This is a genomic window from Psychrobacter sp. PL15, assembly GCF_035984995.1.
In the GTDB taxonomy this organism is placed as follows: Bacteria; Pseudomonadota; Gammaproteobacteria; order Pseudomonadales; family Moraxellaceae; genus Psychrobacter.
Genome location: NZ_JAXCIB010000003.1, coordinates 41502 through 62722 on the forward strand (window position 1 = coordinate 41502; position 21221 = coordinate 62722).

Below are 21221 nucleotides of genomic sequence, written 5' to 3' on the forward strand. Positions count from 1 at the left end.
CATACTGCTACTGCTACCGTTTGATAAATTCGTGACGGTAACAGTGACAATAGACTCAGCTAGAGTATTGAGTTAACCACTGAGTGAGAACCAATATGTTAAGTTTTTAGAAAGTTGTTAATAGAATTTTTCAGGGCAGGTTTTAGCAAACAGAGTTATACAAGAAAAGCGCTTACTTTTGTGACTTCATATTATTTCTAATAGACTTTTTTAAGAAAATTTTTTTACTAGCTTCCGCTTCAATTAGCTTGCAGCACTGTATCGTTTTTAAATTGGATCTACTGTATTTTTAGGATCTATTATTAAGGCTTAAAGTACTGTTGACAGTGTTATTCTCATCAAACTCGTCACTCATCATATTCGCTACCGATTTATCAAACCCTAATATCCAGCTGTCAAATGGTGATAGTAGTAATATGGGTAAATCAAACGGTAGATCATTCTGCGTATCTATACAGACAATACTAACCACTGCTAGGCTGTCACGTAGCCATAAAGGAATACCCAGCGTCTGGTACAGCTTTTTGCCGGCTTGTGGACGTGTAGCCAGGGTGGTTTGTAATCGCTGCTGCCGACCTAATGGGGCGATCTTTAACACAACTTTATCTTGATGACTTATCAAGTTTAATACATTTATTGGTGTGTGAGCGTTACCTAATAAAGTGTTTAAACGGCTTAATAACGGCCCTATTGAATCGCAGGTCAGTGGTAAATGCCAAACAAAATTTTCATCTGTACGTAAGGTAAGTGTCGTTAAGGTATTTTGAGAACCATTAGTTTCAGCCCCATTAGTTTCAGCCCCATTAGTTTCAGCCCCATTAGTTTCAGCCCCATTAGTTTCAGCCCCATTAATTTCAGACAAACGGGTTTCAGACACAACAGTACTAGGTAAGACGTGCGTTTGTTCAATCAGTGGTATGGTCAGCCAGGTCAGCCAGCTCTTGCTGAGACGATACAATTGCTGACGGTAGCGACAAATGAGGTACTGTTGCTTACGGCCTTGCCAATGTAGCTGAGTCTGATGGTCATTATCGCTACGCTGAATCAGCATAATCACATCATCGACTAATTGCTTAGCAGGCGGTAATGGCTCATCTTGTGCGAGCCAATAGTGCAGCAATTGTCGCTGGCGATAGGATGGCAATAGCTGTAAATCAAGAATACTCAGCACCCGTTGCGCCGGTACAAATTGCAGCGATGTGATGGCGGTCTGCTGAAAATCTTGGGCAGCTTGCGCGCTGACCGTTGCTTGAGCATCGGCGAGCAACTGCGCACTACGAGCAATATTATCAATGACATTCGTATTATAATGTGCCAATGCCGGCATGATTTCATGACGCAAGCCACTACGTACATTGTCACCACTGGTATTAGTAGGATCGTCAATGTAGGGGAGCTGTAGACGCTGGGCGTAGCTGCTGATATTCGCACGACGTACTGTTAACCAAGGCCGCCATACGACGTTGCGACGTGCGCCTTGCGATTGTACTCGCCATGCTTCCATACCGGACAAGCCATTTACTCCTGCGCCTTGAATCAAGCGCATCAGCACAGTTTCAGCTTGGTCATCGGCATGATGGGCTAATAATAAAACATCATCTTGATTGATATGAGCGAGCATGGCTTGATAACGTGCTTGCCGGGCGGCTTGCTCATCATGACCGTTAACCGTTGCTTGTAAAATATGGCAAGGCATTTGTTGCGCATGCGCCCACTCAGCAAGGTGCAGCGCCCAACACTTACTATCAGCTTGCAGGCCATGGTCGACATGCAATAGTTGCGGTAAAAACGCTAGCTGACCTTGCCGATACAATTGTAAACAGATGGCAGCTAACGCCAATGAATCACGCCCACCACTACAGGCCAGCCAGATCCGGTGACCCTGTAGCTGGTCAGTATATTCAGCCACGCTGATTAGTAACGCCTGTGCTAAGTCTTTATCTATTAGCGATTTGGCTATTGATTCAATAGGATATTGACGGATTGCGCTGCTGGTCATAATTGATCTTATTTATCTGGTTTTATATACAAAAAAACGTGCCACAAAGTAGCACGTCAGTTATTATTTAGTTGGCAATATTTAATCTGCTATCGTCACTTGTCAAAACAACATCAGTTAGCAGGGCAACATCACTTCTGAGTCAAAAGATTTTAGCTTTTCATAACGCTGCTCACAACGGTCGTGCGCATCCATATCTTGTAGCTCGTCTAGCTGCTCAATTAACAGGGCTTTAAGCGAGTTCATTACCGGTTGTGGATGAATATGTGCCCCTTCACCTTCTTCGATGACCGCATCAATCAAGCCCATTTGATAAAGGTTGATAGCATTTAATTTTAAGGCTTCGCTAGCCTCTTGGGCTTTTTCAGCTGTTTTCCAGAGAATGGCAGCACACCCTTCAGGAGAAATGACCGAGTAGATACTATTTTGTAGCATATTAACTTTATCACCAACCCCAATAGCCAATGCACCACCTGAACCACCTTCACCGATAATGGTGACGATAATAGGGGTTTTAAGACTTGAGAATACTGCGATACTTTCAGCGATAGCTTGCGCTTGTCCCCGCTCTTCAGCACCAATACCAGGGTAAGCACCTTGAGTATCAACGAAAGTCATTACCGGAATATTGAAACGCTCAGCCATTTTGACTAAGCGAATAACCTTACGGTAGCCTTCAGGGTTTGCCATACCAAAGTTATGGGCGATACGCTCGCGAGTACTGCGCCCTCGATGTTGACCAACCACCATTACTGGCTTACCATCTAAGCGCGCTAGACCACCAATAATCGCTTTGTCATCAGCGAAGGCACGGTCGCCATGCAGCTCATCAAACTCAGTAAATAGCTGATTAACATAGTCCATAAATAATGGACGCTTGGCATGCCGTGCCAGCTGAACGCTATCCCAAACAGTACTCATAGACGTTTCCTTTTTTGTCGTTTTGTGGTCAAAACCATATCACTTCGCTACCGTGCCAGCCCTACCTATTGAACGATGCGTACTATTTACACACAGTTCGCTAGTATTGTTTACTGGCACTTGTTATGGATGCTCGTTTTATAGTTACTCGTTTTATGGTTACTCGTTTTATGGTTAAACGGGTATTAAAATGATATGGTTTTGGTTATATGAATCTGGTTATGTTATGTGAATCTAATTATATAGCACGGTTATTACTTTGAGTAACACAGCAGTACAGTTGTAAACTCAATAAAAGCTATAGTAGCACATCTCAAATGTCGTGGCATTACCGAGAAGGCAGCTTTTGTAATGTTAGTTTTTGATTGACTGTTGAGCAAACAATCATGCCATCTAATATTTAAATCAGTTGCTGAGTTAATGACTAAGTTAATGACTAAATTAATGACTTAGTTTTTTAATAACACTAGACTCAATGACATTTAGCTTGACGCCCCACTTGGCAAACTGTTCAATCTCAGCACAAAGATCAGAATATAAAAATGCATAATGCTTTTTGTCAGTACTAACAGTAATTTGCCAGCAATTGGTGTCTGTGACAATCAGCTGCATCTGAGGCAGGTCATATTCACTACGGCTATGATGAGCTAAAACCGCAAGTCTGAGTAGCAAGCACAAATAAACCAGTTGATTACCACCAATGAGACAAGTTTTCTCGAGCATATCACCTTTTAACTTGCGCCTATGACTCAGCATCAATTGGGCCATACGCTTTTGATCCACTTGTGAAAAACCAGGAATATCCGAATTTTCAAGTAGATAAGAGCTGTGGCGATGATAATTGCTGTGACTGATTGCCAGTCCAATCTCATGCAAATAAGCAGCACGTCTCAATACATCTGCATCATCGCCAGTCAACTGTAAGTCTTTTTGGACTTGCTTGAGTAAATGACGGCTGGTTCTGACCACTTGGCGGGCTTGTTTTTTGTCCACAGAATAGCGTTTGATTAGCGCCAAGACACTGCGGTCGCGTACATCTTCACTAGCAAAGCGCCCAAGCATGTCATACATGACGCCTTCGCGTAGCGCCCCATCAGAGTAAGTAATAGTCTCCACACCCAGTACTTTCATGGCTGCACGCAGTACGGCCACCCCTGCTGGAAATACGGCCTTGCGATGTTCTTTGACGCCAGTTAGCTCAATATCGTTCACATCACCAATTTTAATCAATAGCTTTTCTAATTCTTTGACTCCTCGATAAGTCACGCGTTCTTGAGCATCAGACCAACCTTTTGAGACTAGCACGTTTCGTACGGCTTTAATCGTCCCACTAGAGCCAACTACGCTGTTCCAACCAGTCTTTTGATAGCGACCATTAATCGATAATACTTCTTTGCGGGCCGCTGCGATAGCATGGTTAAAAGCCTCTTTAGTAATCTGTCCATCCGCAAAAAACTTCTGAGTAAAGGCCACACAGCCCATCTGTAAACTTTCGGTCAATAACGGATCAAAGCCTTTTCCAATGATAAATTCTGTCGAACCCCCGCCAATATCAATCACTAAGCGCTTGTCGCTACTGGCATTGGTATGTGATACGCCCAGATAAATCAACCGCGCCTCTTCACGACCGGCGATGATTTCAATCGGCTTGGGCAAAATTTCATTAGCGCGTGCGATAAAATCGTTAGCATTTTTAGCTTGGCGCAGGGCATTGGTTGCGACAATACGAATGCGCTCAGGCGGCACTGAATCAAGGCGTGCTACAAAGCGACTCAGACAATCTAGCCCTCGGTTTTCGGCAGCAGCCCCTAAGATATTATGCTCATCTAATCCTGCTGCTAACTGTACCTTTTCGGACATGGAAGCTACTTTTCGTACTTCGCCATGATCAAGGCGAGCAATCGCCAAATGAAAGCTGTTAGAGCCAATATCAATGGCGGCTATCAGTTCATCATCAGCGATGGGCAGATTTTCAAGGGTGTTATTGAGCATAGGAAAAATAGTTACCATTTATGAGGGTTGGGGTAGCTTATAAAGTCAAATACAAACAAATATCTTATGCACATCGTATCAATAACTTTTTAATAGTAGTGTCAGCCATGCGCATCATAGACAAGTTTCGTCATTAAAGCATTTATGCCAAACACTGGCAAGCAGGACGCAACGCTTGCTCAGGTGCGCCCAGAATACGAACGCTCAGTCAACGCCTAGCACTTGTATTAACCAGCGCTATTTGCTACATTTAAAATCAGCAATATTGCAATAAATAACAAGCATTTAACTGTCATTCATAAATAATTTATTGAACATGACTATGGATAATGCTGATTAATCACTGATAACCAGGACGTTGTCAGTGATTAATTGATAGTAGATAAATCACCAGCAAAGGAAGCTAATAAAATGAATCAGACTGCTACCACTCAAGCACAACAAGTCGCTAATACTAACAACATTAAAACAGATACTAATTCTAAATCTAGCAGCGCCAGGACTGATATGGTAAAAATGGATAGGTCAGTTGAAACGGGCTTCTATGATTTTTATTTAGCTGAGCATCAAAACATGGCTTGCCGCCGCCTCCACTTTGCAGGTAGTAGTTTTGGCTTATTAGGCATAGCCAACTCTATCAGAACCCGTTCACCGAAACCATTACTGAAGGGTATTGCGGCAGGCTATGCTTGTGCTTGGGTCGGGCATTTTTTCTTTGAAAAAAACAAACCGGCCTCTTTTAAATTTCCACTAAAAAGCTTTGTCAGTGATTTTCGCATGTATGGCGACGTGCTGCGCGGTAACTTAAGCTTGAAAGATCGCACGTTTGATAAGCCGCGACAGCAGTAAGTGCCGGGTTCATCTGGGCCAGCAGTACCGTGGCTTTTTTAAGGTATTTTAACTATATGGCTAAAAACGTTCAACTATAGAAAAGGCCAGCATAATTATATGCTGGCCTTTTCTATGGAGATTGATTAGACGTTAAAACTTATCATTTAAAGCTTAAAGCCATTAAATTACGCGTTGGCCATTTCTGCAAATATCTCGTCAGCGGCTTGGATAGAAAAATCTAAATCTTCGTTGCTATGCTTAATAGACATAAAGCCGGCTTCATAAGCAGAAGGCGCGAGATAAATACCCCGATCAAGCATGCCATGGAAGAAGGTGTTAAAAGCATCCATATTACATTCAGTGACATCATCAAAATCGAGTGGGGTTTTGGTATCGCTGTCTTTGACAAAAAACATACCGAACATACCGCCAAGCTTGTTGGTGCGCAAATGGATACCGTGCTTGTCAGCGGCGGCCTGGATACCATCAATGAGACGGTCAACTTTGCCGGCCAGCTCGTCGTAAAATCCCTCTACCGTTAAGTCTTCAAACATGGCGATGCCAGCACGCATAGCGAGAGGATTACCAGATAAGGTACCTGCTTGATAGACCCCGCCCATTGGTGCGATGCAAGACATAATCTCACGCTTACCACCGAATGCACCAACCGGTAGGCCGGCACCGATGATTTTACCAAAACAGGTTAAGTCAGGGCTAACACCAAAATGTGCTTGAGCACCGCCCAGTCCCACTCGAAAGCCAGTCATTACTTCATCAAAAACCAGCACGGCTCCATGTTCAGTACATTGAGCACGTAAGGTATCGTGAAAAGCCTGCTCCGGGATAACCATATTCATATTGCCAGCGATAGGCTCGACGATAACACAAGCAATAGTGTCGCCCCATTTTTCGAAGCAGTCTTTGATCGCTTGTGGGTCATTATAAGGTAGAGTAATCGTGTGTTTGGCAAAGTCAGCTGGCACGCCTTTTGACGTGGGCTCACCAATATCAAGCATTCCTGAGCCAGCTTTGACTAGCAAGCTGTCTGAATGACCATGATAACAGCCTTCGAATTTGACAATATTATCACGCTCAGTAAACCCGCGTGCCAGACGAATTGCACTCATAGTTGCTTCAGTACCCGAGCTGGTCATACGAATCATCTCAACACTAGGAACGATGTCACATATCTTATCAGCAACCGTGGTTTCAAACGGTGTTGGCGTACCAAAGCTAAGTCCATCCTCAGCGGCTTGTTTGACCGCATCAATGACTTTTGGATGAGCGTGACCCAAAATCATCGGCCCCCACGAGCCTATATAATCGATATAAGCATTGTCTTCGGTGTCATAAATCTTGCTACCATTAGCGCGGTGCATAAATACGGGTGTGCCGCCTACCCCAGCAAAGGCACGAACTGGGGAGTTCACACCACCAGGAATATGTTTGCGGGCTTGGGCGAAGAGTTGTTCGTTTTTAGTACTCATAAATGATCTCTATTATGTTATTTTATTAAGAATTGAGCAGCAACAGTCGATGCTTTATTTAATAGATAACTAACATCGTCAGTTTCGAATAAAAGGGATAAACGTGACATTAAATAAAGCTAAAACAGCTCAGTTAAGGATTTAAAAACTAGGGATGTAAATCCTGTTTATTAAGCTTTTTTAACCACTGAGGACTTAAGCTTCATGGGGCCAAAGCCGTCGAGTTTACAGTCAATATCATGACCATCGGATGCATCGGGCAATAGGCGGATACTTTTTGCTTTGGTACCCACTTTAATGACGGTGGACGAGCCTTTGACTTTTAGATCCTTAATTACGGTGACGGCATCGCCATCTTGCAGCTCATTGCCAACGGCATCACGTATCACAGTGTCTTGCTCGTCAGTTTGCGCTACATCATTTTCAGCCGCGGTCCACTCATGGGCACACATTGGGCATATTAGTAGCGCACCATCTTCGTAAGTATAATTTTCATCACATGCTGGGCAATTGGGTAAACTCATAATATCCTCGTTAGCCGTCATAAATTAGGTCCGCTTTAGAGTACTCATTGTACCGTAAGTCGCTGATTTTAACCAATCGGTTCGGTTGAAAACCATACTATATGCCCAACTTACACTATAAGCTCAGCATTTTTTTTGAGGCTGTTTTTTATGGTACTCTCTTTGAACTCATTTACTTCTATATATTACTTTTCTACCTTTAGGTTATACCCTTTAAATCATGCTAGGTTAATCAGTTGTTCTTTAGTAGCCAATCTCAGCACCTACATCTGGACGTTGTTTTTTGTACCTAAAGGTCAATCACTCAATTCTCATAATAAGGATGACCACTATGACTCAATCTTTGACTCCAGATTCTTCTGTACCCGCTGCTACGGTCAAATTCCAACAATTAACCATCCAAGGTGACGATGCCGAAAAATTCTTACAAGGCCAATTAACCTGTGACGTGACCAAACTGGGTCTCAGTTATCAGGCCGCTGCTATCGGCAACTTAAAAGGTCGTATTGAGTTTGGCATTTGGATTAAAAAACAAGCCGAAAAGCATTATGACGTGGTTATCAGTGCGGATTGTGCAGAGTCTTTAAAAGCACATCTTGGTAAATATGGTGCCTTTTCAAAGTTTGAAACCAGTGCACCAACCCCGATTTATCCTTGCGTACTGGCAGATGAGCCAACCTTTAGCCATAAAGAGACTCACAATACGCCAGAAGATACGCAAGCATGGGTGCAGTCTAGTATTGCAACCGGTAACTACTGGATAGTGGCCGCCACCCAAGGCGAGTTTCAGCCACAAGAGTTACGCTTACATCAGCGTGGCGGTATGGACTACGATAAAGGCTGTTATTTAGGTCAAGAAGTCATCGCGCGTATTTACTTTAAATCAGCGCCTAAGGCATTTTTACATTATGTACAGGGGACAGGCGACCTGCCAGCAGTAGGCGAAAAACTAGGCAAAATTCAAGTGGTCAATGCAATAGTAATTGGCCAAGATAGCCAACATAACCAACGTAACAAAGGTTTTGAAGCATTAGTGGTGGCCCGTCCAGAACATCTTGCTGATAGCGACCTAACAGTATTAGCACTGCCCCCAGCGCTACAAACAGATGTTGCCCGTCCTAAATAGATGGCGATTAATAGGTAAATAACGGCCTTAATCGACATTCCGACAGTATGACTTAATCAATCACAGTAGAGAATTCTATGACCCATATCTCAGTACTCGGTGCAGGCGTAGTCGGTGTAACTACCGCATGGTATCTGCGGCAAGCAGGCTATAACGTGACTGTGATTGAACGTGAGCCAGCCGCAGGACTACAGACCTCGTTCGCTAATGGTGGTCAAATATCGGTATCACATGCCACTCCCTGGGCCAACCCAGCCGCACCGATGAAAGCGCTCAAATGGTTGTTCCAAGAAGATGCGCCGCTACTGTATCGCTTGCGTGCGGATAAAGCTCAACTCAAGTGGGCAATGCAGTTTTTACAAGAGTGCCGCGCTGATAAGGCCGATGCCAATCTAGTACAGATGGTACATTTGGGCCTATATTCAAGAGCCGCTTTGCAGCAGCTACGCGCCGATATTGATATCAAATACGAGCAGCAAACGCGAGGTATCATGCATTTTTATACCAGCCAAGCTGAGTTTGATGCGGCCATTGCGCCAACCGAGCGTATGCAAGAACTAGGCTGTGAGCGCCACTTCATTGATATCAATACTGCCGCTAGCTTAGAGCCAGCACTGTACCCCATTGCCCACAAGCTGAAGGGTGCAACCTATACCAGCAGTGATGAATCAGGCAATACGCACTTATTTACCCAGCGTCTAGCAGAACGTTGCGTCGAAGCTGGCGTGCAGTTTTTATACGATACTGATATTTTAGCCATAAATACCGACACTGAGTCTGCCAGACCTCATGTCCATAGCATCACCATTCGCCCAGCGGGTGAAAATGCGCAGACTTTTAGTGCTGATAGTTATGTACTGGCACTCGGCAGTTATAGTGTGCCACTCGTGAAGCCGTTAAATATTCATCTACCCATCTTCCCAGCCAAAGGCTATTCTGCTACCTATCGAGTGAATCCACGCGCGCCACACTTAGCGCCGTTTATTAGCCTCATTGATGATGAGTACAAACTGGTTGTGTCGCGCCTGGGTGATAAATTACGGGTAGCGGGGACAGCCGAATTTAATGGTTATAATCTAGACCTTAATAGCACACGCTGCGAAGCTATTACCCAGCGCGTACAGCAGCTATTCCCTAAAGGCATCGTTGCCAATTCTGTTAAGTATTGGGCGGGGCTACGCCCTATGACTCCCTCAAATGTACCGTTAATTGGGCGGGCACATGCTGGTCACGTTCGTCATGGTAGTCATAATACAGAGGCTACCTTTGATAACCTGTGGCTAAACACTGGCCATGGAACACTGGGCTGGACGCATGCTTGCGGCTCCGCTAAAGCGATTAGTTTATTGATGCAGGGTGAAATACCCGCAGTCGATTTTGACTTCGTTGGTATAAAGGCTCAATAAATGCCAGTTTAACGGTGTCAGTCTCATAGCTATAGTTAAAATACCTTGAAAACGCTACGGTAATACAGACATAAAAAAGGCGCTTACTATAGGTAAGCGCCTTTTCAGTTTAGGTTATTAATGAGTCCTCTAGCCTCTAGATCGATACCACTTAACCCGATACCTCAAGTTCAGTAGCTTCTAATTTATCAGTCTTATTTACCTCTAGCTCACCTGCTTTTACCTTGATTGCCTCTAATTGCACCGGTACGCCGTTCACTGCCGCATTACCGCTCAACTGATCAATTAAAGTATCATCTGTTAAATCGTTAACGCTGACGCCTGCATGTGCTTGGGCAATCTTTTGCTTAACGCCTTTGCGACCGTGACCCCAACCATGCGGAATACTCACAACCCCTGGCATGAGCTCATCGGTGACTTCTGCTGCAATGACAACACTACCCACCCGAGAGCTGACTTTTACGTCTTGACCGTGCTCAATACTATGCTGCTGCGCCGTTTCAGGATGCAACATCAAGGTACAGCGCGACTTGCCTTTTACCAATCGATGGCTGTTGTGCAACCATGAATTATTACTACGCACATGACGACGGCCAATGAGTAGAATCTGACTGTCGTCATATTGCTGCATCATCTCTTTCACACGGTCTAAATCTGCTTGATAAAAATCAACATTAAGATGAATCTTCTTATCTTTGTGCTTTAAGGCTTGCGGTAACATACTTTTTAAAGGTCCTAGATCAATACCGTGAAGATTTTTTTTCAGCTTCTTTAACGTCATGCCTTCATAAGGACCACGTCTCAAACCTTGATCAAGCAAGAATTTTGGCCCTAAAACCTTGATTAACAAGCGTTCGGCTTTGGTTGCCAAAGGCACTTTTTTATTCAAGCGTTTCGCAAGCTCTAGGTAAATTTGCCAATCATGTCTTTCATTCTTTTTCTTACTGAACAATGCCTTCGAATATTTGGCCACATTATGCACAGCAAAACCATTAAAAGTAAGGTCATAATGATCGCGCTCTAATGGCGATACTGGCGGTAAAATAATATTGGCATGACGACTGGTTTCAGTAACGAAGTAATCGAGCGACACCATAAAGTCTAATTGTGACAGCGCTTTGTCTAGCTTTTCACCATTGGGGGTACTTAATACAGGATTGCCAGCGACGCTGATGAATCCCTTCAATTGCCCTTCCCCTTCTACCAGCATCTCATCCGCCATAGCCACTACCGGATACTCGCCATTAAAATCAGGCAAGTTACTTACTCGGCTAAGCCGCTTACCTAGATAGCCTGGACCCGAATTATTAACGACGTCGACCGCAGGGTTAGGGAACATTAAACCGCCAACTTCATCCAAACGGCCCGTGACGATATTAATGATCATAGCGAGATACTGACTTAATAAACCGAACTCTTGCACCGATATGCCCATGCGGCCATAGCAGACTGAACTTTCAGCCTCACAAAACTCTTTCACTAGACGTTTGATTTCAACGGCGGTAATACCAGTAATACCCGCCACTGACTCAGCGGTATAATCTTTAGCAAAAGAGGCGATACGGTCGATTTCTGGTGCTAAAGCCGCCGCTCTATTATTTTTGACATGCTCTTTAGCATAACCTTGTAAGTGGATTTCATTCAGCATGGCCAGCAGTAATAAGACATCGGTTGCTGGGCGAATGAAATGATGTTCGCTGGCAATATCTGCTGTTTCCGTCCGTCTTGGGTCAATCACAACTACTTTGCCATCACGTGCTTTGATATCTTTTAGCTTCTGACGCATATTCGGCGCGCTCATGATACTGCCGTTAGAGGCGAGCGGATTACCACCAATGATCAGCATGTACTGGGTACGATTGACATCCGGTACAGGAATGCGCAGCATGTGACCAAATAAATGCATGCTAACAATGTGATGCGGTAATTGGTCGATTGAGGTAGCAGAAAAGCGACTGCGCGTTTTTATACTGTGCAGTAAATGCCTAATCGTCAACATACCTCCCAAGTTATGTACGTTCGGATTCCCCAGATAAATACCGAGGGCGTTTTGACCGTGCTGTTTCTGTACTGATTGAATACCGGCAGCCACTTTATCTAAAGCGTCTGGCCAGCTAATTTTCTTCCAGCCGTTAGCGGTTCTCTCGACAGGCTGACGCAAGCGATCAGGGTCTTCATGCAAATCTTGTAAGGCCGTCGCTTTCGGACAAATATAGCCTTGAGAAAAGGGATCGTTTTTATCCCCTTTAATGGATAAGACCTTGTTGCCATCGTGCTTTATCTCGATGCCGCACATCGCTTCGCATAAGTTACAGGTTCTAAAGTGTGTCTGTTCGTTAGCCCTAGTTGCTTTAGCTGTAGTTACTTTAGCCGCTTTAGCTGCTTTAACCATTGTCGTGCTCCCTTTTATTCTGTATTAGTCCTAGTTTTCATTATATGAATTACTTGTAATCATCGTTACTTGCGGGCAAAAAAATTGATAAAGAGTGCGTTAAAATTCGTACTTAATATATCAATGGCCTGTTGTCTTGAATAACGCTCTTGATGACAACCCAGTATTAATTCATGGACCTGTGCACTAGCGATATCGACACAGAGATTCACATCAGTGCGCTCAAAACAACGACCAGATAACTGTAACCCCTGAATAAATATGTCCGCCCACTCTTCTTGTATTTCTATAATTAAGTTTCCTAGGCCTTTGTTTAATGAGCCTTTATTTTCTAAACCTTTATTATCTAAACCTTCTATCTTTGAGCCACAACGCGAGCGGTCTTCGATTAAATGTTGAAATAAAGCAATGTTTTTAAATGCTGAGTCAAAAATTAGGGTCAGGCACTGCTGGCAACGCTGACTGAACTGGTCTTTGTTCAAGGAATCATAATCTTTTATCATGTTCACCCAAGCCATGCGCATAGGGGATAAATAATTGGCTTTCAGCTGTGCACTTAATTCACTTTGCAGGTCATCCATGCTATCAAAATGATTGTAAAAGCTGGGCTGAGCGATACCTGCGCCCTTAGCGACTTTGTTCATGCTCATACCACAAGCGCCCTCCAAGCTATAAAGCTGTAATGCACTTTTCAATAGCGCTCGACGCGTATTGGCTTTTGCCAGCTCACGCTTCGATTCTACTGGTACTGATGCTGCTGTCAGTACTACTGAATGTTGCTGTGCTAATGCATTCAAAGCTGATCTATCCCTGTCTAGTAAATGATTGAATCAAGGTTCAAGTAACTTGTTTGAGGTTACATAAAGCGATTATAAATTTATAAAGATTACTTCGACTATAAGGCTATAGTCATTTAAACTATAAGTCTATCGTTTAATTCATAGCAGAACTTATTTTTCACAAAACCACACCGTTAGGTTGCCATTATGACGTCAGCAGTTTTTACTCCGTTTTTACTCCCTTGTGGTGCCAGTCTCCCCAATCGCCTAGCCAAAGCTGCCATGGAAGAAAATATGGCCGATGAAGGACAAATTCCTGGCCCTGCTATTCTGCGCTTGTATCAGCGCTGGGCTGAAGGTGGTACAGGCTTATTAATCACAGGTAACGTAATGGTCGATGGCCGCGCTATGACCGGTCCAGGTGGTATCGTATTAGACAAGAACAGTGCTATAGCCCCTTTCAAGACTTGGGCTCAAGCTGCCAAGCAGAAGAATACTCAAGTCTGGATGCAGATTAATCACCCTGGCCGCCAAGTGTATGCGGCTATGGGAGGCGATGTGTTGTCTCCTTCTGATGTGCCCCTTGATTTGGGAAAGCACTCTCACTTATTTAGTAAGCCTAGAGCCATGACCCACCAAGATATTGAGCAACTGATTCAGCGCTTCGTTGATACCGCTGTAAAAGCAGAACAAGCAGGCTTTGATGGCGTGCAAATTCATGCCGCTCACGGTTATCTACTCTCTCAATTTTTATCGCCATTAACCAATAAACGTGAGGATGAATATGGCGGATCCATTGAGAACCGTATGCGCTTATTGATTGCTGTTATCAAGGCCGTGCGTGCTCAAGTTGCCTCTAGCTTTGCGGTAGCCGTAAAAATAAATTCGGCTGATTTTCAGCGTGGTGGCTTCGATGCCAATGATGCAAAAACTGTTATTCTGGCGATGAATACGCTGGCCGTTGATTTAGTCGAACTGTCTGGTGGCAGTTATGAAAGCCCAGCGATGCAGGGGTCAACCGCTGATGGCCGAACCTTACAGCGAGAAGCCTACTTTTTAGACTTCGCAAAAGATATTGCGCAAGTGGCCACTATGCCTATTATGACCACGGGCGGTGTCAGGCGTTTAGCGATAGCGGAAGACGTATTGACTCACGGTATCGATATCATCGGAATGGGAACGGCTTTAGCGATGAACCCTTCTTTGCCTAATGATTGGAAAAAAGATGAGCAACTCAGCGCTCACAACCCAAGGGTGCAATGGAAGGACAAAACCTTAAGTGCGATTGCCACGATGGCAGTGGTCAAGCGCCAACTGCGACGTATGGGAGAAGGTAAGCCACCTAAACCAAACGCATCACCGATATTCTCACTGATTAGTGATCGCATTCGAATAAAAAAACTAACGAAGCGCTATCAAGGCTACTTAGCCAGATAACTCAACACTTCATACTAGAAGAAGTATAAAAAAGCAGAAGTTCCATGTTTTGGCTTCTGCTTTTTATTTATTTTCTTTCTGATAGATTCTCCGCTACTCATTGATGTCAGTAAAAATCACTTCGATGAATTATTAATCATCGTTACGCATAATAGACATAATTCACCTTTGCTATAACACAGTATTTGTATGGACAACACATACAGGGCGTTTCTTATAATTAAGTAACATTATAAACATTGTGTATACAGACAACACAATCTAAACCGCCTATATTCAGTGCTACAAGCTAAGCGCTTGTATAGCAAAGCAATAATAAAATTGGTGATGAAAAGCAATAACTAAAAAACATCCATTACAATATAAGTATTGCGGTCAATAATTTAATAAATAGAAAGAGGAATATAACTATGAATGAACATACTCTAAAAGGTGAGTGGAATCAGATGAAAGGTGCAGTAAAACAGAAGTGGGCCGACCTAACTGATGATGACCTCACCCATATCGAAGGTAGCCGCGACAAGCTAGTCGGCCGTGTGCAAGAGCGTTATGGCCATGCTAAGGACGATGCTGAACGTGAAGTGGACGAATGGCGCCGTGATAATAAATATTAGTTGATAGATACATCACACATAAAAACTTGTATGGGCTATCAATAATTTTATAAAAACTGAATATAATGACCACTTATAACAATGCACTAAAAAAAGAGTGGATTTTAAGTACTACGAAAAAAAAGAGGCCAACTAAATTTTAATGATCGGTAGCGCCATTTATATAGGCGCTTCTCATATCACTTATAATTTTATATCGCTCATAATTGTCATAAACTCTAGACACGATAAAGCCGCATAGCAATTAATTGTTATGCGGCTTTATTGTTAACGATCCATGTTACCCATCACCACTCTAATCGCTGCATCCTTGCAAGATATCAAGTGTGTCGTGACAGCTGGGCATCCTGCCCATTACGTACAACTACTATTGGCATTATCTACCACCAGCACGGGATATGTGTCCTTTCTTCAGTTGCTATTACCATCCTGATGCTAGTAACTGAATTATTATCCATAATACGGTAAACTCAATCCTTGAGTCGCACTCCCTAATGCCGTGTATCTATAGTGCCAAATTGTTGCCTTGTTGTTAAGTCGCGTGAGCGTCTTTGCTTGTAAGCATATGCTTACAAGCGCTTTATAATGAGTCATTTCTTCTTACTTTTCTTACTTTTAGATCAACATCTCACCAACGACACCCACTAAAAACCCAAGCGAGGCACCTAGTGAGGTCAAATGGTTGTTATTCAACTTACTCTCAGGAATGATGTCTTGAATAAGTAAATATAAAATACCACCACTGGCAAATATCATCAGATGCGCAGTGAGGTTAGGATGCTGACTCAACAAGAAATGACCGACAAGCGCTGAGAGAATACCAAAGAAGCTGAGCCCAAAGAAAATAAATAAGGTTTTATTGACACTAAAACCACTTTGTACCAAATCGCGAAACGAGTTAAATGATTCCGGTAGATTCTGTAACCCTATAAATACAGCCAATAATAATGCCATCTGTGGCTCAATGGCAAATACGGCGCCGAGTGCGATAGACTCTGGCACAAAATCCATCATCATCGCCAAAAGCGTCGCTTGCTGACTGCCTGATTTGGCAAGCTTGCGATCAATGAGCATAAACAGCACTGCCCCCAATAAAAACGAACCCACCACGCCCCAAATGCTGAGTGTCTCCATACCTTTGGGCACCAATACTAAGGCCAGTGCGGATAAAATAATGCCTGCCCCAAATGACATCAAAGTATGAATAACTTCATATTTAATTGGGCTGTCTTTAACATGATGATCGAATAAATTGGCCAGTAATCCCCCTATAAATACGGTCGCTCCAGCAAAGCCTGAAAACAAAATGAGCGTTAATAACATTATAATTACTCCTTCTTACTACGGGCATGCCGTACTTGATAAATAGCGGTAGTGTTAGCGATAAAAACAGCACTTAGCAAGCCCCCATTCACTCAAAGCCTTTAATTCTTACGCAAGCATTTGCAATATTTACAACTTATTAACGCCGGAGACATCTGTTATCAAGTTTGGCACCTTAGTATACGAATGTAAGAAATTATTTCAAGAAATCGGCTAACAATAAAGCTAATGACTCTGATTTTTGGTATTAGACCAGCCCTAAATATTTATTTTGATAGGCAATTTCTGTACGAACGCTATTTAGTGGCTGCTCGTTTTTGACAAGAGTCATATCAAAAAATATTCTTAGATAAGTTGTTTACCACCATTATCAGAGCAAAAAAATAACGTTAAGAAAAACATATAAACAGTAAGCTACCAAATACTATGAGAGATTACATTATGAAATTTTTACAACCTTCAACACTCAATACAGCAATAGCTACTGGACTTGCAGCAGCTTTATTGCTCACTACAGCCGGTTGTACCGCTGTGGCCTCAGGCTACGACAACCAGCCTACATATGGCGGTGGTGACTATAGAGATAACGATTATCGTGACAATAATTATCGTGATAGTAATTTTGGTCGTATCACCCAACAGCTACGCCAAGATTTACGCCGTAAGGGCTATCAGGTGATGGATATAAAACCTGATAATTACCGTGGTAACCAAGCTGTTACGGTATATGCTAAAAAGAACAATCAACCCTATGAGCTGAAATATAGTTATCCTGGGCTAAAGCTCATAAGTTCGAACAAGAAAGACTGGTCGAACGTTTGGCAAGACAACAAGCATAATAATGGTAATGACTATTACGATAACGGCAAATATAAAAACAACGGTAAACATAAAAATAATAATAAACGTTATAAGAACGATGATGTTGAAGACAATATTAAAAGAGAAGCGCGTTACCCTGCCGTTAAGCAGCGGGCAATTAATAAGGTTCAAGGGATGGGTTATCGGGTCAAAGATATTGAGCTTGAGGAAAAGAATAATCGTGGTATCTTTGAAATTGAAGCCAAACGCGGCTCACAAGACTACGAGATCACCCTAGGCTATCCCAACCTAAACGTGATTAAAATTGAAAAAGATTAACGCTTGATGCCTATATTTTTTTCAATGTTAAGCTAAAATTTTGGCGTTGTTTATGTCTTGACGTCTATAGCCAGATAAACCAGTCCTTGGTTCTATCCGGCTTTTTTTATTATGAAGTCCTATTCTAAAATTTTATAAAACCAAAATACCTATCAGCGGAGTATTGACAGCATGATAGAAAGTTTTATTATAAAAATTTTATCACCCTTAATATCAAAAACCGCCCTCTCTGCCAGTCTAGTGGTTGTTTTATTAGGTACCGCTGTTGGTTGCACTACTGTGACGCCAAACGACAACAATAACAAATACCGTCATAAATAAGAGGGCAGTATAAGTGGAAGAATTATCTCGAAGATACCCTAAAAACTCAGAAACTTCTTCAAAAAAGAAGTCCACTACTGAGTCGGCTGCTATATTATTGAAGTCAAAGCTGAGCACGACCACAAAGATTATAACATCGAGCTTGGCTATCCCAATTGTAATATATTTAAGGTCAGCAAGGACGAGCAGTCACTCAAATTCATAATAGTTATTTCTACATATTTCTGTCTTTATACTTAAAGCCAAATAAGTCAATGTTCGGTATATTTAGTTGTCTACCGAGCACTTTTATGACCTCTCTTATGATTAATTAAGTCAAAAGTCCAACACCTTGATCACGTCATAGGCAGGTGTCTCATAAGGGTGGGCTTCCTTTAGCACTGCAATAACAGCCTGAATAGCAGAGTCTTTAACCACCATCTCAACCCGCCATTCATTGACGATCTCTAAACTATCTTTTGACCCAATATGCGGTGTGCTACCTGCCAGCGGCATAAACTGCCCTATTCCTTGTACCTGCCAGCAGCACTGTTCATAATTGCCGATTGTCCCTGCACCCGCTGCAAACAGCGCAGACTTTACTTCGTTCAGAGCTTGTTCAGGAATAAAAACCGTTAGCTTATACATGTCATCACCTTATGATCTAATTTTAACAACGCAAATTTTTTTGACAACGCAACTTTGAAAAGATCTTTAGAAGAGGCATTGAAAAGAAATATTTAAAAAACACTTTTGAGTAATCAATGTTGAATAATCGATGTTGAATAAATAGCCATGCTCTACTTCTTTGATAAAGAGGGATGATCGGTCCATATATAACGTAATAGCCAGTCCTTGGCATCGCCAGCATAATCAATACCGATACGCGGTCGCAGCGATACTGGCGGCTGGCAACCATCGTCCTCAACCCAAACCTCAGATTCTGGACTGATAGACTTGCCATATAAGTCCCGATTGACTTGCAAACGCTTAGTCAATTTTCCGGGGCCGGCAAGTTGCTTAGGATGTGTCAGCTGCTTATCCGCGCTGAGCAATTGCTCCTCTACCAGTCGATCACTATTGACCGTTAAAAACCCCGCCCGTATAAGAACCGATTCTGGTGATTCTGAAGGCCCACTGATCAAGTTAAGCATATGATGAATGCCATAAGTCAGATATACATAAAATACGCCCCCTTCGCGATACATGATTTCAGATTTTTCTTTTCCTTTTGCCACATGCGCCTGAACTGATCCATCATCTTCGCCGATATAAGCTTCAGTTTCAGAGATCCGCATCCTTAGCACTTTTTGTGAGCCATCACTGTCTGTCAGCTGTCGACATAGTATTTTGCCAACCAAATCACCAGCAACCACACAGGTTGGGCGGGTGAACCAAGAGGAGTCTAGTATGGTTATTTGGGGAAGTGAGGATTTAGAGGATGTCATTAGTTAGACCTTATTTTTATCTTTATGATATAAGTATAGATAATCAATAACTTAGCATAAAAATAAGATGGGATGACGGCTCTATTGGCTCAAATTCCAAAGGAAGCTAATTTATAACCAGTTACTGTTGCCGCTGCTATTTTTAATCGAACGTAGTTAGTAGTAAGATGATAGTCCTCATATCCAACTTAAGTGGTTACCATAAATACCTATGACTTCCTCACTGCATCGCCTGTACTCTTTTCGTCGCTGTCCCTATGCCATGCGTGCCCGTCTCGGCCTGTTGTTTGCAGAAGTGCAGGTGGAGTTGCGGGAGATAACTTTGAAAAATAAACCAGCCCAGATGCTAGCGATCAGCCCAAAAGGTACCGTGCCTGTTTTACAGATTTTTGGTGCTACTGTGGATAATGCTGTGATTGAAGAAAGCCGCGAGATAATGGTGTGGGCGCTTGTGCAAAAAGATCCGCAGGGGCTATTGGATACCAAGGTTTTGCATCAGGCCAATACTTTGATCGAACAAAACGACAACGACTTTAAACATTGGCTAGATCGCTATAAATACGCCGATCGTCATTTTGAGATGACCCAGACCGAGTACCGGCAACGGGGTGAAACCTTTTTACAGATTTTAGAAGAGTTGTTAACTAAAAATCCTTACTTGCTAGGGGATAATGCGACCATTGCCGATATTGGTATCATGCCTTTTGTCCGCCAGTTCGCTCATGTGGATCGTGATGTTTTTTACAGCTTACCTTACCCAAAGCTGCAGCTATGGCTACAACACTGGTTGGAGCACCCATTGTTCTTGCAAGCTATGACCAAATTTCAGCCATGGCAAGAAGGAGATGACTTGGTCGTTTTTCCTACATCATTGGGCCTGCTTGATGGGGTGTGCTTGCCTCATCCGCAGTAGGGTTAGTTTTAGTCTGCTTTCTTCACATCTTTCTTTAAGTTTTTTTTCAACAAATGGTCGAATATAAACGGGCCAAACGGTAAGAACGATCCGAGTACGCCCGCGGGCATGACCCAGAGTGGCATTTTGATTTTGTTGACGACGACCATAAGCATCAAGATATAGGCGATGAACAATACCCCATGTGCCATACCGATATATTTCACACCTTCTGGAATGCCCATCATATATTTTAGTGGCATGGCGATGCCGAGCAATAACAAGAAAGAGGTGCCTTCTAGGTAGCCTATAATCGTGAGGTTTTTTAAGGCGGTGTTTTGTTCTTTCTTAAGACCGGGTATTTGTTTGGCATTTGACTGAGCCTGCGACACTGTGTTTTCCTTTTGTTATTATCAATAAATAATTTAGGGGTCAATCAATATTGCTATGATACTGGCTCTACTCAGGGCTTTGAAGTGTTAGTTTGTTTCAGCTACCACTTAGTACGATACGCCTTAATCCAGCCATTCTGCAATCACTCTGCATTCGCTCACATTTTAGTTCCCTTCTTATATTCTGAAGATATAGTTAAAATACCTTAAAAACGCGA

At 42.8% G+C, this 21221-nt stretch carries 17 protein-coding genes and 1 pseudogene; 7 read left to right on the plus strand and 11 right to left on the minus strand.

The features are described 5' to 3' along the window. Positions 1-289: 289 nt before the first annotated feature. The 3 genes and pseudogenes from tilS to ppx all read right to left on the minus strand — a co-directional run bounded on the left by tilS (position 290) and on the right by ppx (position 4912). Positions 290-1999 (minus strand): tRNA lysidine(34) synthetase TilS, encoded by a 1710-nt coding sequence (gene tilS, locus RCH20_RS03245; RefSeq protein ID WP_327192575.1) that lies wholly within the window; start codon positions 1997-1999, stop codon positions 290-292. Between the two features lie 117 nt (positions 2000-2116). Further along, positions 2117-2932 (minus strand): annotated as a pseudogene (locus tag RCH20_RS03250) (acetyl-CoA carboxylase carboxyltransferase subunit alpha); the annotation flags it as partial. Between the two features lie 429 nt (positions 2933-3361). Then, entirely contained in the window at positions 3362-4912 is a 1551-nt protein-coding gene (ppx, locus tag RCH20_RS03255) for an exopolyphosphatase (RefSeq protein ID WP_327192576.1), read from the minus strand. 507 nt (positions 4913-5419) lie between these two features. Between ppx and RCH20_RS03260 the strand changes: the two genes are divergently transcribed. After that, positions 5420-5761 carry an Mpo1-like protein gene (locus RCH20_RS03260; RefSeq protein ID WP_209958796.1) on the plus strand — a complete coding sequence of 114 codons (342 nt, stop codon included), beginning with the start codon at positions 5420-5422 and terminating at the stop codon, positions 5759-5761. Positions 5762-5928: 167 nt separating this feature from the next. Here RCH20_RS03260 and hemL read toward each other — a convergent pair whose 3' ends face one another. Continuing rightward, positions 5929-7230: a glutamate-1-semialdehyde 2,1-aminomutase gene (hemL, locus tag RCH20_RS03265; RefSeq protein WP_327192577.1), complete on the minus strand. Its 1302-nt coding sequence runs from the start codon at positions 7228-7230 to the stop codon at positions 5929-5931. Between the two features lie 170 nt (positions 7231-7400). After that, positions 7401-7754 (minus strand): zinc ribbon domain-containing protein YjdM, encoded by a 354-nt coding sequence (locus RCH20_RS03270; protein WP_327192578.1) that lies wholly within the window; start codon positions 7752-7754, stop codon positions 7401-7403. Positions 7755-8085: 331 nt separating this feature from the next. On the opposite strand from RCH20_RS03270, the gene ygfZ reads away from it, so the two are divergent. Both ygfZ and RCH20_RS03280 read left to right on the plus strand, forming a co-directional pair. Next, complete coding sequence (gene ygfZ, locus RCH20_RS03275; RefSeq protein ID WP_327192579.1) at positions 8086-8880, plus strand: CAF17-like 4Fe-4S cluster assembly/insertion protein YgfZ; 795 nt, start codon at positions 8086-8088, stop codon at positions 8878-8880. 77 nt (positions 8881-8957) lie between these two features. After that, positions 8958-10286: a D-amino acid dehydrogenase gene (locus RCH20_RS03280; RefSeq protein ID WP_327192580.1), complete on the plus strand. Its 1329-nt coding sequence runs from the start codon at positions 8958-8960 to the stop codon at positions 10284-10286. Positions 10287-10437: 151 nt separating this feature from the next. On the opposite strand, the gene RCH20_RS03285 is transcribed toward RCH20_RS03280, so the two are convergent. Further along, complete coding sequence (locus tag RCH20_RS03285; RefSeq protein WP_327192581.1) at positions 10438-12678, minus strand: molybdopterin oxidoreductase family protein; 2241 nt, start codon at positions 12676-12678, stop codon at positions 10438-10440. 65 nt (positions 12679-12743) lie between these two features. Then, positions 12744-13475, minus strand: coding sequence for a TetR/AcrR family transcriptional regulator (locus RCH20_RS03290; RefSeq protein ID WP_327192582.1), 732 nt, complete (start codon positions 13473-13475; stop codon positions 12744-12746). 189 nt (positions 13476-13664) lie between these two features. On the opposite strand from RCH20_RS03290, the gene RCH20_RS03295 reads away from it, so the two are divergent. Next, positions 13665-14894, plus strand: a complete 1230-nt coding sequence (locus RCH20_RS03295) for an NADH:flavin oxidoreductase/NADH oxidase family protein (RefSeq protein ID WP_327192583.1) — start codon at positions 13665-13667, stop codon at positions 14892-14894. Between the two features lie 410 nt (positions 14895-15304). Next, on the plus strand, positions 15305-15508 hold the full coding sequence (locus RCH20_RS03300; protein ID WP_209955764.1) for a CsbD family protein: 204 nt from the start codon (positions 15305-15307) through the stop codon (positions 15506-15508). Positions 15509-16123: 615 nt separating this feature from the next. On the opposite strand, the gene RCH20_RS03305 is transcribed toward RCH20_RS03300, so the two are convergent. Next, on the minus strand, positions 16124-16831 hold the full coding sequence (locus RCH20_RS03305; RefSeq protein WP_209955766.1) for a ZIP family metal transporter: 708 nt from the start codon (positions 16829-16831) through the stop codon (positions 16124-16126). 441 nt (positions 16832-17272) lie between these two features. On the opposite strand from RCH20_RS03305, the gene RCH20_RS03310 reads away from it, so the two are divergent. After that, the gene (locus tag RCH20_RS03310; protein WP_327192584.1) at positions 17273-17971 is read left to right on the plus strand and encodes a hypothetical protein; all 699 of its coding nucleotides are present in this window, start codon (positions 17273-17275) and stop codon (positions 17969-17971) included. A gap of 636 nt (positions 17972-18607) precedes the next feature. Here the strand turns inward: RCH20_RS03310 and RCH20_RS03315 are convergent. Beyond that, complete coding sequence (locus RCH20_RS03315) at positions 18608-18919, minus strand: NGG1p interacting factor NIF3 (protein WP_209955771.1); 312 nt, start codon at positions 18917-18919, stop codon at positions 18608-18610. Positions 18920-19071: 152 nt separating this feature from the next. Continuing rightward, positions 19072-19719: a DNA-3-methyladenine glycosylase gene (locus RCH20_RS03320; protein WP_327192585.1), complete on the minus strand. Its 648-nt coding sequence runs from the start codon at positions 19717-19719 to the stop codon at positions 19072-19074. A 211-nt stretch (positions 19720-19930) separates the two neighbouring features. On the opposite strand from RCH20_RS03320, the gene RCH20_RS03325 reads away from it, so the two are divergent. Beyond that, entirely contained in the window at positions 19931-20632 is a 702-nt protein-coding gene (locus RCH20_RS03325) for a glutathione S-transferase (RefSeq protein WP_327192586.1), read from the plus strand. A gap of 8 nt (positions 20633-20640) precedes the next feature. Here the strand turns inward: RCH20_RS03325 and RCH20_RS03330 are convergent, their stop codons facing one another. Then, positions 20641-20973, minus strand: a complete 333-nt coding sequence (locus RCH20_RS03330; RefSeq protein WP_442793095.1) for a DUF3817 domain-containing protein — start codon at positions 20971-20973, stop codon at positions 20641-20643. Positions 20974-21221: the final 248 nt, after the last annotated feature.

Bases quoted from the DNA above. Each gene is read 5' to 3' on its own strand.
- tilS (WP_327192575.1), bottom strand. From the start codon at position 1,999: ATGACCAGCAGCGCAATCCGTCAATATCCTATTGAATCAATAGCCAAA.
- ppx (WP_327192576.1), bottom strand. From the start codon at position 4,912: ATGCTCAATAACACCCTTGAAAATCTGCCCATCGCTGATGATGAACTG.
- RCH20_RS03260 (WP_209958796.1), top strand. From the start codon at position 5,420: ATGGTAAAAATGGATAGGTCAGTTGAAACGGGCTTCTATGATTTTTAT.
- hemL (WP_327192577.1), bottom strand. From the start codon at position 7,230: ATGAGTACTAAAAACGAACAACTCTTCGCCCAAGCCCGCAAACATATT.
- RCH20_RS03270 (WP_327192578.1), bottom strand. From the start codon at position 7,754: ATGAGTTTACCCAATTGCCCAGCATGTGATGAAAATTATACTTACGAA.
- ygfZ (WP_327192579.1), top strand. From the start codon at position 8,086: ATGACTCAATCTTTGACTCCAGATTCTTCTGTACCCGCTGCTACGGTC.
- RCH20_RS03280 (WP_327192580.1), top strand. From the start codon at position 8,958: ATGACCCATATCTCAGTACTCGGTGCAGGCGTAGTCGGTGTAACTACC.
- RCH20_RS03285 (WP_327192581.1), bottom strand. From the start codon at position 12,678: ATGGTTAAAGCAGCTAAAGCGGCTAAAGTAACTACAGCTAAAGCAACT.
- RCH20_RS03295 (WP_327192583.1), top strand. From the start codon at position 13,665: ATGACGTCAGCAGTTTTTACTCCGTTTTTACTCCCTTGTGGTGCCAGT.
- RCH20_RS03300 (WP_209955764.1), top strand. From the start codon at position 15,305: ATGAATGAACATACTCTAAAAGGTGAGTGGAATCAGATGAAAGGTGCA.
- RCH20_RS03305 (WP_209955766.1), bottom strand. From the start codon at position 16,831: ATGTTATTAACGCTCATTTTGTTTTCAGGCTTTGCTGGAGCGACCGTA.
- RCH20_RS03310 (WP_327192584.1), top strand. From the start codon at position 17,273: ATGAAATTTTTACAACCTTCAACACTCAATACAGCAATAGCTACTGGA.
- RCH20_RS03315 (WP_209955771.1), bottom strand. From the start codon at position 18,919: ATGTATAAGCTAACGGTTTTTATTCCTGAACAAGCTCTGAACGAAGTA.
- RCH20_RS03320 (WP_327192585.1), bottom strand. From the start codon at position 19,719: ATGACATCCTCTAAATCCTCACTTCCCCAAATAACCATACTAGACTCC.
- RCH20_RS03325 (WP_327192586.1), top strand. From the start codon at position 19,931: ATGACTTCCTCACTGCATCGCCTGTACTCTTTTCGTCGCTGTCCCTAT.